The sequence below is a fragment of the Methylobacterium sp. J-059 genome, assembly GCF_022829485.1.
Taxonomy (GTDB): Bacteria; Pseudomonadota; Alphaproteobacteria; order Rhizobiales; family Beijerinckiaceae; genus Methylobacterium.
In genome coordinates this window covers 63,451-77,500 of the sequence record NZ_JAKSYA010000170.1, presented here as the reverse complement: position 1 = coordinate 77,500, position 14,050 = coordinate 63,451, and the positions used below count along the sequence as shown (strand labels likewise).

The following is a 14,050-nucleotide window of genomic DNA, read 5'->3' as shown; positions in this document are numbered from 1 at the left end:
CGGCATGGGCGTGGGTGAACAGCACCGCATCGAGGCGCGTCACCCCCGCATCGAGCAGCTGCTCGCGCAGGTCCGGGGAGGTGTCGATCAGCAGCGTCGTGGCGGCCTCGCCCTCCCGGCGCTCGACGAGGATCGAGCAGCGCCGGCGTCGGTTCTTCGGGTCGTGCGGGTCGCAGGCGCCCCAGCCGTAGCCGACGCGGGGCACGCCGCCGGACGAGCCGCAACCGAGGATGCGCAGAGTCAGCGTCGCCATCCGGACCTCCCGCTCGGGTGGTATCCGAGGACGGCGCCGGTTGTCACGCGGACGGGCCTGCCTTCAGGTCCGCCTTGGCGAACAGGCGATGGAAGTTCGCGGTGGTCAGGCGGGCGAAGGCCTCCACTTCGAGGCCGAGGGTCCCGGCCAGCGACCGGGCGGTGTCGGCGGTGTAGGCCGGCTCGTTGGTCCGGCCGCGATGCGGCTCGGGGGCGAGGAACGGCGCGTCGGTCTCGACCAGGATGCGGTCGGGCGGCACCTGCCGGGCGATGTCGCGCAGAGCCGTCGAGCGGCGGAAGGTGACGATCCCGGAAAACGAGACGTAGAGGCCGAGCGCGACGCCGGCCTCGGCCAGCCGCGCGCCCGACGAGAAGCAGTGCAGCACCGCCGAGAACCGGCCGCGGCCCATCTCGTCGGTCAGCACCCGCTCCATGTGGGCGTCGGCGTCGCGGGCGTGGATCACCAGCGGCAGCCCGGTCGCGCGGGCGGCCTCGATGTGGGCGCGCAGCACCCGCTCCTGAACCGGTTCGGGCGCCGCGTCCTCGTAATGGTAGTCGAGCCCCGCCTCGCCGATGCCGATGCAGCGCGGGTGATCGGTCAGCGCCGCGATGGTCTCGGGCGCGACGTCCGGCTCCTCGGCCGCGCCGTGCGGATGGGTGCCGACCGTGTACCAGACCTCCGGGTGCGCCTCCGCGATGGCGCGGTAGGTGTCGGCCTTGGCGACACGCGTCGCGATCGTGAGCATCCGGCCGACGCCGGCGGCCTTCGCCCGGGCGATCACGCCCGGAAGGTCGGCGGCGAAGTCGGGGAAGTCGAGATGGCAGTGGCTGTCGATGAGCATGCGGTCCGGGAGCCTGGGCGAGGGGTTCGGTGTGGCGGGAACGGCCGGCTCACGCAGCCGGTGCCTCGGGCTTCTCGAACCGCGGGAAGATCGGGCTCGGCGCCGGCAGCGGCGTTCCGGGCGTCAGGCGGCCGCCCTCCCCCACGTCGGCGAAGAGGCGCCGGTCGGCCGGCACCGCCAGCACGTCGAGCAGGCTCGCGGCCGAGCGCGGCACGAAGGGCTGCACCAGGATGCCGACCGCGCGCAGAACCTCCGCGGTCACGTAGAGCACGGTGCCCATCCGCTCCGGATCGGTCTTCTTCAGCTTCCACGGCTCTTCGGCCGCGAAGTAGCGGTTGGCGTCGGCCACCACCGCCCAGATCTCGGCGAGGATGGAATGGAGCGCGAGGTCGTCCATCAGCGCCCGCGCCCGCGCCGGCAGGGCGTCGGCGGCGGCGAGCAGTGTCCGGTCGGCCTCGGTGAAGGCACCCGGCTCCGGGACCGCTCCGGACACGTTCTTGGCGATCATCGAGAGCGAGCGCTGGGCGAGGTTGCCGAGGTCGTTGGCGAGGTCCGCGTTGATGCGGGTGATGATGGCCTCGTGGCTGTAGCTGCCGTCGCCGCCGAAGGGCACGTCGCGCAGCACGAAGTAGCGCACGGCGTCGACGCCGTAGGTGTCGGCGAGGTCGATCGGGTCGAGGACGTTGCCGAGCGACTTCGACATCTTCTCGCCCTTCGAGAGCAGGAAGCCGTGACCGAAGACGCGCTTCGGGAGCGGCAGCCCGGCCGACATCAGGAAGGCCGGCCAGTACACCGCGTGGAAGCGGACGATGTCCTTGCCGATGACGTGCAGGTCCGCCGGCCAGAATTTCCGCCGTTCGTCGGCGTCGTCCGGGAAGCCGGTGACGGTGAGGTAGTTCGTCAGCGCGTCGACCCAGACGTACATGACGTGGCCGGGCCGGTCGGGCACCGGCACGCCCCAGTCGAAGGTGGTGCGGCTGACGGACAGGTCCTTCAGGCCGGAGCGCACGAAGCTCGCGACCTCGTTCTTCCGCGATTCGGGGCCGATGAAGTCCGGTTGAGCGTCGTAGAGGGCGAGCAGGCGGTCGGCGTAGGCCGAGAGCCGGAACAGAAAGTTCTCCTCCTCCATCCATACGACAGGGGTGTCGGTGGCGAGCGAGCGGCGGGTGCCGTCCTCCAAGAGGCGGGTCTCGTCCTCGCCGTAATAGGCCTCGTCGCGGACCGAGTACCAGCCGGCATAGGTGTCGAGGTAGATGTCGCCGTTGGCCTCCATCCGCCGCCACAGTTCCTGCGCGGCGGCGGTATGCGCGGCTTCCGTCGTGCGGATGAAGCGGTCGTAGGCGCAGTCGAGCCGGTCGGCCACCGCCTGGAACCGGGCCGCCATGCCGTCGACGAAGGCGCGCGGCGTGGTGCCGGCGCGCGACGCCGTCTGCTGGATCTTGAGCCCGTGCTCGTCGGTGCCGGTGGTGAACAGCACCTCGTAGCCGTCGAGGCGCTTGAAGCGCGCGATCGCATCGGTGGCGACCACCTCGTAGGCGTGGCCGATATGCGGCGCGCCGTTGGGGTACGAGATCGCCGTGGTGATGCTGAAGGTCTTGGTGCTGTTCGTCTTGGCGGTCACGTCGGACATTCCCGGATACGCGGCTCTGCAGGATCGGCGCCGTTCCGGCGCGGCGTCGTGCGCGTTCGCCGGCGCCGAACCGGCACCGTTCGGGACGATGCTCTAGCCGGTCCGCACGGCGCCCGCGAGGTCCGCGAACAGCGACAGGACCACGGGCCGGCGATCGAGATTGTAGGTCGCGGCCTCGCGCGCCGTACGGCCGAACTTCTCACACACCTCGACCAGGGCCGCAAGGCGCGCCGGCGGCTCCGCCCGCCGGCGGTGGAGCTCGGCCGAGACGAAGCGCTCGACGGTCTCCAGGCCGGCCGCGAACAGGGGCTCGGCCTCGCGCCCGGCGAGCTTGTCGGCGAGCTTGAGGACGCGGCCCCAATCGGGATGGTCGGCGCGCGACAGCAGGGTCTCCATCTCGGCGACCAGCCCCTGCATCGCCGGATCGAGCATCGCGACGGCGCGCGCCACCGAGCCCTCGGACAGGTCGGCGGCCCGGGCGAGCGCCTCGGCGCAGGGCGCCGGGAACGGCGGCGGGAAGCCGGACACCACCGCCGCCACGGCGCCCGCGTCCAGGGGCCGGAGCGCGAGGGCGCGGCAGCGCGAGCGGATCGTCGGCAGGAGCCGGCCCGGCGCATGGCTGACGATGAGGAACAGCGCGCGGGGCGGGGGCTCCTCCAGCATCTTCAGCAGCGCGTTGGCGCCGTTGGCGTTCAGGTCCTCGGCGCTGTCGACGATGCAGATGCGGTAGCCGGCATTGCCCGCGGTGGAGCCGAACAGCTCGAGCGCCTTGCGCACCGCGTCGACCGGGATCTTGGTCGGCAGCGTCTTCGCGGTCGGCACCCGGTGGCGGCGCAGGGCCACGAGGTTCGGGTGCGAGAGCGCCGCGATCTTGGCCGTCACGGGATCGCCCGCGGAGATGTCGAGGCCGGGCGCGCGCGAGACCCCGTCGGGGTCGGCGAGCAGGCGGCGGGCGACGCGGTAGGCCAGGGTCGCCTTGCCGATGCCGGCCGGGCCGCCGATCAGCCAGGCATGGTGCAGGCGGCCCGAGGCGATGCCCTCGGCGAAGGCCGCTTCCGCCTCGGCATGGCCGACGAGGCGCAGCGTCTCGCGCGGGCGGACGATGCCGGGAAGGTCGCCGGGCTCGACGTCGTCGGGGGCGCGATCAGGCGGCATCGGTGCGGCCTTCGGTGTCGTCGAGGAGGCCGGGCAGGCGCGCGGCGACCGCTGCGCGGACCGCGTCCGCGACGGCATCGGGATCGCGCGCCGCGTCGACGAGGACGCAGCGCGCCGGCTCGGCCTGCGCGATCGCCCGGAAGGCATCGCGGAGGCGGGCGTGGAAGGCCAGCGCCTCGGCTTCGAAGCGGTCCGGTGCGGCCTGCGCCCCTTGTGCCCCCTGCCCGGCCGCCCGCGCCCGCGCACGGGCCAGGCCGATTTCGGGGTCGAGGTCGAAGATCAGGGTGAGGTCGGGCCGCGTCGGCCCGACGACGACCCGCTCGAGCGCCGCGACGGCTTCCGCATCGAGACCGCCGGCGGCGCCCTGGTAGGCGCGGGTCGAATCCATGAAGCGGTCGCACAGCACGACCTCGCCCGAGGCCAGCGCCGGGCGGATCAGGCGGTCGAGGTGGTCGATGCGGGCGGCCGAGAACAGCAGCGCCTCGGCGAAAGGCCCGTAGGGCTTGGCGACCCCGGCGAGCAGCGCCGTGCGGATCTCCTCGGCGCGGGTCGAGCCGCCGGGCTCGCGGGTGGTCGTGACCGTGCGGTGCGCGCCGAGCGTCCGGGCGAGACGGGCCACCTGGGTCGACTTGCCCGCGCCCTCCCCGCCCTCGAAGGTGATGAAGACGCCGCGAGGTGTCGAAGCGGTCGGGGTCGAAGCGGTCATGGCTGCCGACGCGGTGGTGGCAGCATGGGGCCGCGCCTCTCGGTCCTCACGACGGGTTGGCGCGCTTCTCGCCAGGCTTGTCGCCGGCTTTCTCGCCCTTGCCCGCCTTGTCGAAGGCGCGGCGGACGAGGCCGGTGCCGAACTCGAGCGCGGCATCCATCGCGCGCTGCTGGATGGTGCCGGCCTCGACGGAGGCGCCGGCATAGAGCGGCTGGTCGAGCGCCACTGCATCGCCGCGCATGATCTTCAGGCGGCCGACCTCGCGGCCCTCCTCCACCGGGGCGACCAGCGGCCCCTGGTAGACGGCACGCGCCGTCACGCGATCGGAGGAGCCGCGCGGCAGCAGCACCCGCACCGGCTTCTTGGCGACCAGCGGCACCGATCCCGACGCGCCGCCGAACACCGAGGCCTCGGCCACCGTCTCGCCGGGGGTGAACACCTGCCGCGGCTCGAAGGCGCGGAACCCCCATTCCATCAGCTTGCGCGCCTCGGCCGCACGGTCCCGCGCGGTCTTGAGGCCGGAGATCACCATGATCAGGCGCTGGCCGTTCTGCACCGCCGAGCCGGTGAGCGCGTAGCCGGATTCCTCGAGGTAGCCGGTCTTGAGGCCGTCGGCGCCGATGTCGAGGGCGAGCAGCGGGTTGCGGTTCTGCTGCTTGATCTTATTCCAGGTGAACTCGCGCTCGGAGAAGATCTTGTACAGGTCCGGGTAGGTGTCGATGATGTGCGCGGCGAGCCTGGCCATGTCGCGCGCGGTGACCCGCTGGTCGGGCGCCGAGTAGCCGGTGGCGTTGCGGAAGGTCGAGCGCGTCAGCCCGATCTCCTTCGCGCGCTGGTTCATGATGGCGGCGAAGGCCTCCTCGGAACCGGCCATGTTCTCGGCGATCGTGATCGCCGCGTCGTTGCCCGACTGGACCACGAGCCCGCGCAGCAGGTCCTGCATCTTGATGCGGCTGTTGACCTGGGCGAACATCGACGAGCCGCCGCCCCCCGCCCCGCCCCGGCGCCACGCGTCCTCGGTCACCGTGAACTCGGTCTCCATCGTCAGCCGCCCGGATTTGAGGGCGTCGAACACGATGTCGGTGGTCATCAGCTTGGCCATGCTGGCCGGGGCGAACGGCTCGTCGGCCGCCTTCTCGAACAGCACCGAGCCGGAATCGGCGTCGACCAGGATCGCGTGCGGCGCCGCGGTCTGGAAGACCTGCGCGCGGGCCGGCGTTGCGAGCGCGCAGGCCGCCGCCAGAAGGAAGACCCAGGTCCTGCGCATCAAAAACTCCCGTGCGGCCGGGCCGCCACGCTCGCGAACATCCCGCCTCGGATAACAAGCGTGACCATATTACGGTTTCCGCGCCGGATCGAATGCGAAATGACGCAGCGCACCTGCCCGCGCACCGACCGATGCGGGTTTTTCTACGATCCGAGGTTGCTTCGGGCCGAGATCGCCGGGACTTGAACGATCCCCCGGCCGCAGGGATACGCAGGGGGTCGGTCCCGGCCCGCCGGCCCTCCCCGCGACCGCGGGACCGCCGGTCGTCTCGCGGACGACCGGGCTCCGCCAGGACGGGACGGCGCCGGCTCGTCAGTAGATCCCGGCGAGCCGCGCGCCGCGCTTGTCGGCAGGCTTGCCGGGCGGCTTCGCGGCGAGGTCGACGCGGCTCTTCACGACTGCGCGGGCCGTTCCCTTGTCGCCCGAGCCCTTGTCGCTCGGGGCCGCGGCGCCCGTGAGCCGGGCCAGCGCGAGCTTGGCCGAGGGCGGCATCGCGGGCGGGACGGAGCCCGGCCGGGCCGCCGGCACCCGTGCGGGCACGGCCTGGGCCGTGCGCGTCGCGGGCGAAGTCGCGGCGAGACGGACCGGCGCGTCCTTGCCGGGGAGCCGGGCGATCGGCGCGGAGGCCGGCGCCATGCGCTCCGCGGCCGGGTTGAGCCCTGCCACCCGCACCGGCGCCGGCCGGAACGCCTGGCCGCGCACGGCCGTCGGCTGCAGGGCGGCCGGCACGGCCACCGCCGCCCGCGCCAGCACGATCGGCGCGCGCACCGGATGCGGGGCGGGGGCCTCGTCGCGCTCCTCGCGCTCCGGTGCCGGCTTGAACGCCAGCGGCGCCGGCGTCGTGCGCGAGAACCGCTCCGGCTCCTCCGAGGGCCCGAGATCGGCCACCATCACCGGGGTGCGCACGCCCGCCGGCCCGCCGTCGGTGCGCAGCGTTGCCAGGAGCTTGCGGTCGTCGGAGCCGGCGACCGAGGCCTTGCCGAGATAGGCGACGCGCACGTGCGCGGTGCCCTTGTTGTGGAACTCGAGCGCCCGGGCGACCTCCTCCGAGACGTCCATGACGCGGTCGGCATGGTAGGGGCCGCGGTCGTTGACGCGCACCACCATCGAGTAGCCGTTCGCGGTGTTGGTGACGCGGACGTAGCTCGGCAGCGGCAGGGTCGGGTGGGCGGCGGCGATCGAGTGGCGGTCGAACACCTCGCCGTTGGCGGTCATCCGCCCGTGGAAGGCGGCGCCGTACCACGAGGCCAGGCCCTCGCGGACGTAGCCGCGGGCATCCTCCTTGGGCACGTAGGTGCGGCCGGCGACCACGTAGGGCTTGCCCGAGAAGCGGCGTCCGCCGCCCTTCGGGATCACGTCGCCCTCGTTGTAGAGGCGCGGGCTGGTCTTCACGCCGTATTTCGGGTCGAGCCCGTTGCCGGCGGGGCCGGCGAACTTCTGCGGGTTCGTGCTGCAGTTGGCGGTGGCCAGCGCGATCGCCGAGACCGCGAGCAGGCGCCGCAAGGGAAGCGGGCCGCGGCGCGAATCCGGGATTCGAAGAAGCGTCGAACGCGCCATGCCCACCGGATCCGCCTGTACGCCACGTGCCGAAGGTCCGGCCCGCACGGGAGCGGTCACGCCGGGGCGTCCGGCTCGCCCCCTGCACAAGGGGGCGGCGACCGAACAAGCCGACACTTGTCCGAACGCCGTAAAGGAAGCCTGAACGGAACGCGCCGCGCGCCGTCCGACCGCCGCGATTCACAGGGTTTCGCGTTCCCGCATCGCTTGAGCGTTCGGCGCCAAGGCCTTCCAGAATCGTTCAGAAACCGCTCACACGCGGATCGGCGAGACCGGGCGGGGGCAAGGCCCGTACCCGTGATCTCGCCGGTGCGGTTGCGGAGCCTCAGCGCTGAAGCGGCTCCGAGAGCTGCTCGATCGAGCGGGCGCCGCGCTGCTTGAACAGCAGGTCGAGGGCTTCCAGCATGATCGCGTGCATCTTGGTGCGCTCGGCATAGGCGAGGTCGCGCAGCTGGTCGTAGACCGGCGGCTCGAGATAGACCGACATCTGCCGGGCGCGCTCCTTCAGGGTGGCGGGCCCGCGCTTCGGCGGGCTCGCGCCGCGGTCGAGCTGGACGATCTCGGCGGTCTGCGGCACGGCGCGCGCGGCCGGCACCGAGGCCGCGACGATCGAGGCGAGATTGAGCTTAGGCGGCTTCGACATGCTTCACCGCCTTGCCGGATCCTATCTGGCCCGAAACGGGCTTGCCCGAGACCGCCTGTGCCGATCCGACCTTGCCCGCCTGCGTGCGCTTCTCGATCCAGGACCACAGCCGGCGCACCTCGCCCGCCGCCTGCCCCTTCGGGTTGAACTCGGTGACGCCCTGGCCGACGCCGATCGCGTCCTGGTGGTCGGTGCGCGCCACGATGTTGACGTCGGGGAGGATGCCCAGCACCGCGAGGCCGTCGGCCGCGTCGCGGATGCGGTAGGAGCGCGGCGGCGTCTGGTTGAGGACGAAGGCGAACTTCTTCTCGAGCCGGTACACGGCGGCGAGCGTCGGCTTGAACGCGCGCAGGTCCGCGGGCGTCGGCCGGCACGGGATGATGCAGAGGTCGGCGGCGCGGATCGCCGAGAGGGTGCCGGTGGAATCGACGCCGGGCGTGTCGATGAAGACGTAGTCGTAGGCCGAGTCCCGAAGCTGGGCCATCACGGCGTCGATCTGCGTCGCATCGATCTGCGCGACCTCGGGGCCCTCCGCGGTGCGGTGGTCGAGCCAGTCGGAGATCGTGGCCTGCCGGTCCATCTCCAGGATGCAGACCGAGCGGCCGGCCTCCTGTGCGGCGACCGCGAGCGAGATGCAGAGCGTGCTCTTGCCGCTGCCCCCCTTCTGGGTGACGAAGGTGATCGCTTTCATCGGCCGGTCCTCGGTTCAAGCTGCCTTGGCTCAAAAGCGCGCGCATGCGCGTCGCGGTGCGGCACGATCCGGCGTCCTGCCGGGCGCGGGCATGCCGCCATCCCGTTCGCAGGCCAAAGCCGGAGTTGCGGCGCACGCGCTCCGGGCAACCTAGAATCGGGGAGCTCCGCGCGAAGGCGAGGATCCTGTGACCCAGGGATGCCGTGATCCCGATATCGCGTCGGTTATGGTTAAGAGGCCGTTAACGGAGGCGGGCCCCGTCTCGGGCCGGCCGGCATCCGCTCGCCATCCGCCGGCTCCGGAACGCGGCCCGAGACCCGGGATGCGGATGGTTTTTCCAACCTCAAGTTTGTTTTCGAGGGCTCCCTGTCGGTTCTCACTTTTCTTAAAGGAAGCGATGCCTTAGATTGCTTTTCGAGGGCGCCATCCCGTCCGTCGATCGTACCTCAAGTTTATTTTTGCTGCCGCCGGCCTTTAGGAGTTGCATGGCACAGGCTCCGAACCCGCACTCCAACGACGAGCTCCGAGCTGTCCTCGACGCCTCCGGCGTCGTCGGCGCCTGGGTGCACGATCACTGGGCGGGGCGTCTCACGCTGTCGGGCGACTTCGCCGGCTTGCTCGGCCTCGATCCCGAGGTCGCCGCCGGCGGGGTATCGATCGACACGTTCCTCGAGCGGACCCATCCCGAGGACCGCAGCCGGGTCGAGAGCTGCCTGCACGCGGCCGGTGAGATCGGCGGGCCGGTCGAGGCCGAGTTCCGGACCGTCGAATCGGCGGCGGGCGTGCGCAAGCTCCTCATCCGCGGGCGCGTCGAGCGCAATGCGGTCGACGGGACGGCGCAGGGGCGGGGCATCGCGATCGATCTCACCGAGAACCGGTCGGCGGACCTGCGCCAGACGGAGCGCCTCGTGAACCGCATGGCCGAGCACGCCATCGCGCTCCGCGCCCTCGCCGACGGCCTCGGGGAGGCGAACCTGACCAAGCTGATCGACGGCCTGATGATCGAGATCGGCTTCGAGCTCGCCAAGTTCCTGCAGGATCCGCGCGCCCTCGGCGAGCTCCGGGCCGAGCGCCACCACTGATCCGGGCGGCCGCAGGCCGTTGGATCACGCTGCCGTGCGCGGTACTGTCCGGGCCTTGCTCGCCGGGAGGCCGCCATGCGCCGCGACACGATCTACGACCGCGACCTCGACCGGAATCCGGCCAACCACCAGCCGTTGACGCCGCTGGGCTATCTCGACCGGGCGGCGCGGGTGTTTCCCGACCAGGTCGCGGTGATCCACGGGCCCCTGCGGCGCAGCTATGCCGAGCTTTACGCCCGCTGCCGCCGCCTGGCCTCGGCGCTCGCCGCCCACGGGATCGGCCGGGGCGACACCGTCGCGGTGCTGCTCGCCAACACGCCGGCGATGATCGAGTGCCACTACGGCGTGCCGATGGCGGGCGCCGTGCTCAACACCCTCAACACCCGCCTCGACGCCGCGGCCCTGGCCTTCTGCCTCGATCATGGCGAGGCCAAGGTCCTCGTCGCCGACCGGGAGTTCTCGCGCGTCGCGCGCGACGCGCTGGCGCAGGCCGGGCGCAGCCTGCTGGTGATCGATTACGACGATCCGCACTATGCCGGCGCCGGCGAGGCCCTCGGCACCCGCGACTACGAGGCGTTCCTCGCCGAGGGCGATCCCGAGCACGACTGGGCGATGCCCGACGACGAGTGGGACGCGATCAGCCTGAACTACACCTCCGGCACCACCGGCGACCCGAAGGGCGTGGTCTACCACCACCGCGGCGCGGCGCTGCTGGCGCTCGGCAACGTCGTCACCGGGAGCCTGGGGCAGCACCCGGTCTATCTCTGGACGCTGCCGATGTTTCACTGCAACGGCTGGTGCTTCCCGTGGACGCTGTCGATCGTGGCCGGCACCCATGTCTGCCTGCGCCAGGTCCGGGCCGAGGCGATGTACGCGCTGATGGCCGAGCACGGCGTCACCCACCTGTGCGGGGCGCCGATCGTGATGCAGCTGCTGATCAACGCCTCCGACGCCGAGCGCCGCCCCCTGCCCCACCGGGTCGCGTTCTTCACCGCCGCCGCGCCGCCGCCGGAGGCGGTGCTGGCGGGCATGCGCGAGGCGGGCTTCGCCGTCACCCACCTCTACGGGCTGACCGAGAGCTACGGCCCGGCCGTCGTCAACGCGTGGCATGCCGAGTGGGACGACCTCCCGGCCGACGCGCAGGCCGCCAGGAAGGCCCGCCAGGGCGTGCGCTATCCCGTGCTCGAGGGCCTCGACGTGCGCGACCCCGAGACCCTGGAATCGGTGCCGGCGGACGGCCGGACGATGGGCGAGGTGATGATGCGCGGCAACGTGGTGATGCGCGGCTACCTCAAGAACCCGGCCTCCACCGAGGCGGCGTTCCGGGGCGGCTGGTTCCACACCGGCGACCTCGGCGTGAAGCACCCCGACGGCTACGTGCAGCTCAAGGACCGCTCGAAGGACATCATCATCTCGGGCGGCGAGAACATCTCCTCGATCGAGGTCGAGGACGCGCTGTTCAAGCACCCGGCGGTCGCCGCCGCCGCGGTCGTCGCCAAGCCCGACGACAAGTGGGGCGAGACGCCGTGCGCCTTCGTCGAGCTCAGGGACGGCGCCGCGGCCAGCGCCGACGACCTCATCCGGTGGTGCCGCGGGCGGCTGGCCGCCTACAAGATGCCCCGGACCATCGTGTTCGGGGAGCTGCCCAAGACCTCCACCGGCAAGGTGCAGAAGTACCTGCTGCGCGAGCGGGCGCGGCAGGAGCCGGGGCAAGGATCGTAGGGAGCCGAGGATCATGGCAGTCGACGCGGGCGGCGCGCGCCGCCCGCGGGAGGCTCACCACTTGTAGCTCAGGCTCGCGGTGATGCGTCGGGCCTCGCCGTAGAAGCAGGCCGCCGTCGACTGGCAGGCCGAGACGTAGCGCTTGTCGGCGATGTTCTGAGCGTTCACCGCGAAGCGCCAGTTGTCGCGGGTGTAGTGCACCACCGCGTCGAACAGCACCCGCTCGGGCACCGTCAGGGTGTTGGCGGTGTCCGCGAACGAGCGCCCGACGTAGCGCGCGCCGCCGCCGAAGCCGAAGCCGCGCCACTCGCCCCCCGGGATCGTGTAGTCGGCGAACACGGTGGCCAGCGTCTCCGGGGTCGCGGTCGGCGCCCGGCCGATCACCCCGACGTCGCCGCGGGTGACCTCGATGTTGAAGGTCGTGAACGAGGCGGTGACGTTGAGGTCGCGGGTGAGGTTGGCCACGAACTGCGCCTCGAAGCCGCGCGAGCGCGTCTCGCCGAGCTGGAGCTGGTTGAGGTTGTTGCTCGGGTCGATCGTCAGCGAGTTGGCCAGGGTCAGATCGAAGGCGGCCAGCGTCAGGAAGGCGTCGTAGCCCGGCGGCTGGTACTTCACGCCGACCTCGTACTGGTCGCCGGTGGTCGGCTTGAACGGCTGGCTGAAGAAGTTCGTCCCGATCTGCGGGTTGAAGAAGCTCGCGTAGGAGACGTAGGGCGCCAGGCCGAAATCGAAGTTGTAGATCAGGCCGTAGCGCTGGGTGCCGGCGTTGGCGGTCTGGCGCGTGACGGTGCTGGCCAGCAGGTTGTTGACCTCGTTCGAGGTGAAGTCGCCGCGGCCGGAAAGCACCAGGGTCAGCTCGGGCGTGAGCTTGATCTGGTCCTGCGCGTAGAGACCGACCTGCTGGAAGACGTCGTAGTTGACCAGGTAGGGCGCCGCCGCCACGGTCGGCGAGCCGTAGTTCGGCGCCAGCAGGTTGAAGTTCGCGACCGCCGGGCCGACGAAGCCGCCCGTCGCCTGGTTGTCGTTCAGCTGCACGTTCTTGTAGTCGAGCCCGACCAGGAAGGTGTGCCGGAACAAGCCGTCGTCGAACCGGGCGACCGCGTTGTTGTCGACGTTGAACGCGCCGATCCGCGAGGTGGCGCGGAAGCGGTAGCGCGCCAGCTGCGTCTGCAGCGGGTCGGCGTAGCCGTTGATGCTGAACGAGTTGTCGTAGGACTCGCTGTACGCGTAGCGCAGGTTCTGCCGGAACGTCCACGTGTCGTCGAAGACGTGCTCGAACTCGTAGCCGAGGCTGTACTGCGTCCGGCGATAGACGTTGTTGTCCTTGTCCTGGACGTTGTAGCTGCGCGGGATGCGCGCGCCGAACACGTCCGGGCGCGCCGTGCCCTGGTAGGGCAGGAAGGCGTTGATGCGGCCGGTGTCGTCGTATTGCAGGCTCGTCAGCACGGTGAGCGTGGTGGCGCCGTCCGGCTTGTAGGTGAAGCTCGGCGCGATGTAGCCGCGGTTCTCGTCGAGGCCGTCCACCTGCGTGCCGCCCTGCCGGCCGATGCCGGTCAGGCGGTAGAACCAGTGGCCCTCGGTGTCGGCCGGGCCGCCGAAATCGAAGGCGAGGTACTTCTGGCCGAACGAGCCGCCGCCGACCTCGACGTAGTTCAACGGCTCGAGCGGGGGCTTCTTGCTGATGATGTTGATCAGGCCGCCGGGGCCGCCCTGGCCGAACAGCACGGCGGCGGGGCCGCGCAGCACGTCGACGCGCTCGACCCCGAACGGATCGACCTTGTAGGAGGCGAAGCCGTAGTTGAACAGCTGCAGCCCGTCCCGGTACAGGCCGGTGTCGCTCGCGGTGAAGCCGCGGATCTGGAAGAAGTCGACCCGCGAATCCGGGCCGAAGGCGTTGCCGAACACGCCGGCCGAATAATTGATGATCTCGCCGATCTGCTGGGGCTTGATCGCGTCGAGCTGCTGCCGGCCGATCACGCTGACCGATTGCGGCGTCTCGATCAGCGGCGTGTCGGTCTTGGTCGAGGTCAGCGTGCGCTTGGCGACGTAGCCGTCGATCGGCCCGCGCGGATCCTCGCGCGGGACCACGACGCGCGCCGCCGTGCCGTCGCGCGACTCGACGGTCAGTTCCTCCAGGCGCACGCTGCCCTGCGCCGAGGGCTCGCCGACGCCGCGGCGCGGCGCGGTCGCCTCCTGCGCGGACGAGGGCAGGACGAACGGCGCCAGCGCGATCAGCGAGGCGCCAGCCAGCACGAGGCGACGCGGGTTCGGGGTGGGGCGGGGGGCGGGACGACGCATGGGACTGAAGGGCCTTGCCAGGATGCGGACAGCAGGGGACGATCGCTGCGAAAACGGCTTCGCGACGTTGTTTGGAATGATGCTAAACTGATGTTATTACTAGCTTTTCCGGGTCTTCGTTACGGCCGGGCCGGATCGCGCACAAGGCCTCGGCGGACGGATGCACCCGCCCTGTGGCCTGCAAGCCACGGTTGATACCGCCATC

General features: G+C 71.5%; 12 protein-coding genes (1 of these 12 cut by a window edge). 2 read left to right on the top strand and 10 right to left on the bottom strand.

The features are described from left to right. From MKK55_RS26205 to MKK55_RS26165, 9 genes are all read right to left on the bottom strand, one after another. A protein-coding gene (locus MKK55_RS26205) for an MBL fold metallo-hydrolase (protein WP_243938473.1) crosses the window boundary here: on the bottom strand, positions 1–253 show its 5' end (the start). 578 nt of this gene lie to the left of the window's left edge; only the first 253 of its 831 coding nucleotides appear in the window; the start codon lies at positions 251–253; its stop codon lies beyond the left edge, outside the window. Positions 254–296: 43 nt separating this feature from the next. Then, the gene (locus tag MKK55_RS26200) at positions 297–1,094 is read right to left on the bottom strand and encodes a TatD family hydrolase (RefSeq protein WP_243938471.1); all 798 of its coding nucleotides are present in this window, start codon (positions 1,092–1,094) and stop codon (positions 297–299) included. 49 nt (positions 1,095–1,143) lie between these two features. Beyond that, a complete protein-coding gene (metG, locus tag MKK55_RS26195; RefSeq protein WP_279596370.1) occupies positions 1,144–2,724 on the bottom strand; it encodes a methionine--tRNA ligase in 1,581 nt (526 codons plus the stop codon). A gap of 93 nt (positions 2,725–2,817) precedes the next feature. Beyond that, positions 2,818–3,879, bottom strand: coding sequence for a DNA polymerase III subunit delta' (locus MKK55_RS26190; protein ID WP_243938432.1), 1,062 nt, complete (start codon positions 3,877–3,879; stop codon positions 2,818–2,820). Next, entirely contained in the window at positions 3,869–4,585 is a 717-nt protein-coding gene (gene tmk / locus MKK55_RS26185) for a dTMP kinase (protein ID WP_243938434.1), read from the bottom strand. Before tmk ends, MKK55_RS26190 begins: the two co-directional genes overlap by 11 nt. Before the next feature lie 46 nt (positions 4,586–4,631). Beyond that, entirely contained in the window at positions 4,632–5,852 is a 1,221-nt protein-coding gene (locus MKK55_RS26180) for a D-alanyl-D-alanine carboxypeptidase family protein (RefSeq protein ID WP_147729452.1), read from the bottom strand. 312 nt (positions 5,853–6,164) lie between these two features. Next, a complete protein-coding gene (locus MKK55_RS26175; protein WP_147860091.1) occupies positions 6,165–7,409 on the bottom strand; it encodes a septal ring lytic transglycosylase RlpA family protein in 1,245 nt (414 codons plus the stop codon). A gap of 325 nt (positions 7,410–7,734) precedes the next feature. Next, positions 7,735–8,052, bottom strand: coding sequence for a ribbon-helix-helix domain-containing protein (locus tag MKK55_RS26170; RefSeq protein WP_147727996.1), 318 nt, complete (start codon positions 8,050–8,052; stop codon positions 7,735–7,737). Then, on the bottom strand, positions 8,036–8,743 hold the full coding sequence (locus tag MKK55_RS26165; RefSeq protein ID WP_243938466.1) for a ParA family protein: 708 nt from the start codon (positions 8,741–8,743) through the stop codon (positions 8,036–8,038). Before MKK55_RS26165 ends, MKK55_RS26170 begins: the two co-directional genes overlap by 17 nt. A gap of 485 nt (positions 8,744–9,228) precedes the next feature. Here MKK55_RS26165 and MKK55_RS26160 point away from each other — a divergent pair, with 485 nt between their 5' ends. Then, positions 9,229–9,825 carry a PAS domain-containing protein gene (locus tag MKK55_RS26160; protein WP_147727998.1) on the top strand — a complete coding sequence of 199 codons (597 nt, stop codon included), beginning with the start codon at positions 9,229–9,231 and terminating at the stop codon, positions 9,823–9,825. A 75-nt stretch (positions 9,826–9,900) separates the two neighbouring features. Beyond that, positions 9,901–11,547, top strand: a complete 1,647-nt coding sequence (locus MKK55_RS26155) for an acyl-CoA synthetase (protein WP_243938464.1) — start codon at positions 9,901–9,903, stop codon at positions 11,545–11,547. A 54-nt stretch (positions 11,548–11,601) separates the two neighbouring features. On the opposite strand, the gene MKK55_RS26150 is transcribed toward MKK55_RS26155, so the two are convergent. Further along, complete coding sequence (locus MKK55_RS26150) at positions 11,602–13,845, bottom strand: TonB-dependent siderophore receptor (RefSeq protein ID WP_243938444.1); 2,244 nt, start codon at positions 13,843–13,845, stop codon at positions 11,602–11,604. Between the last annotated feature and the right edge of the window lie 205 nt (positions 13,846–14,050).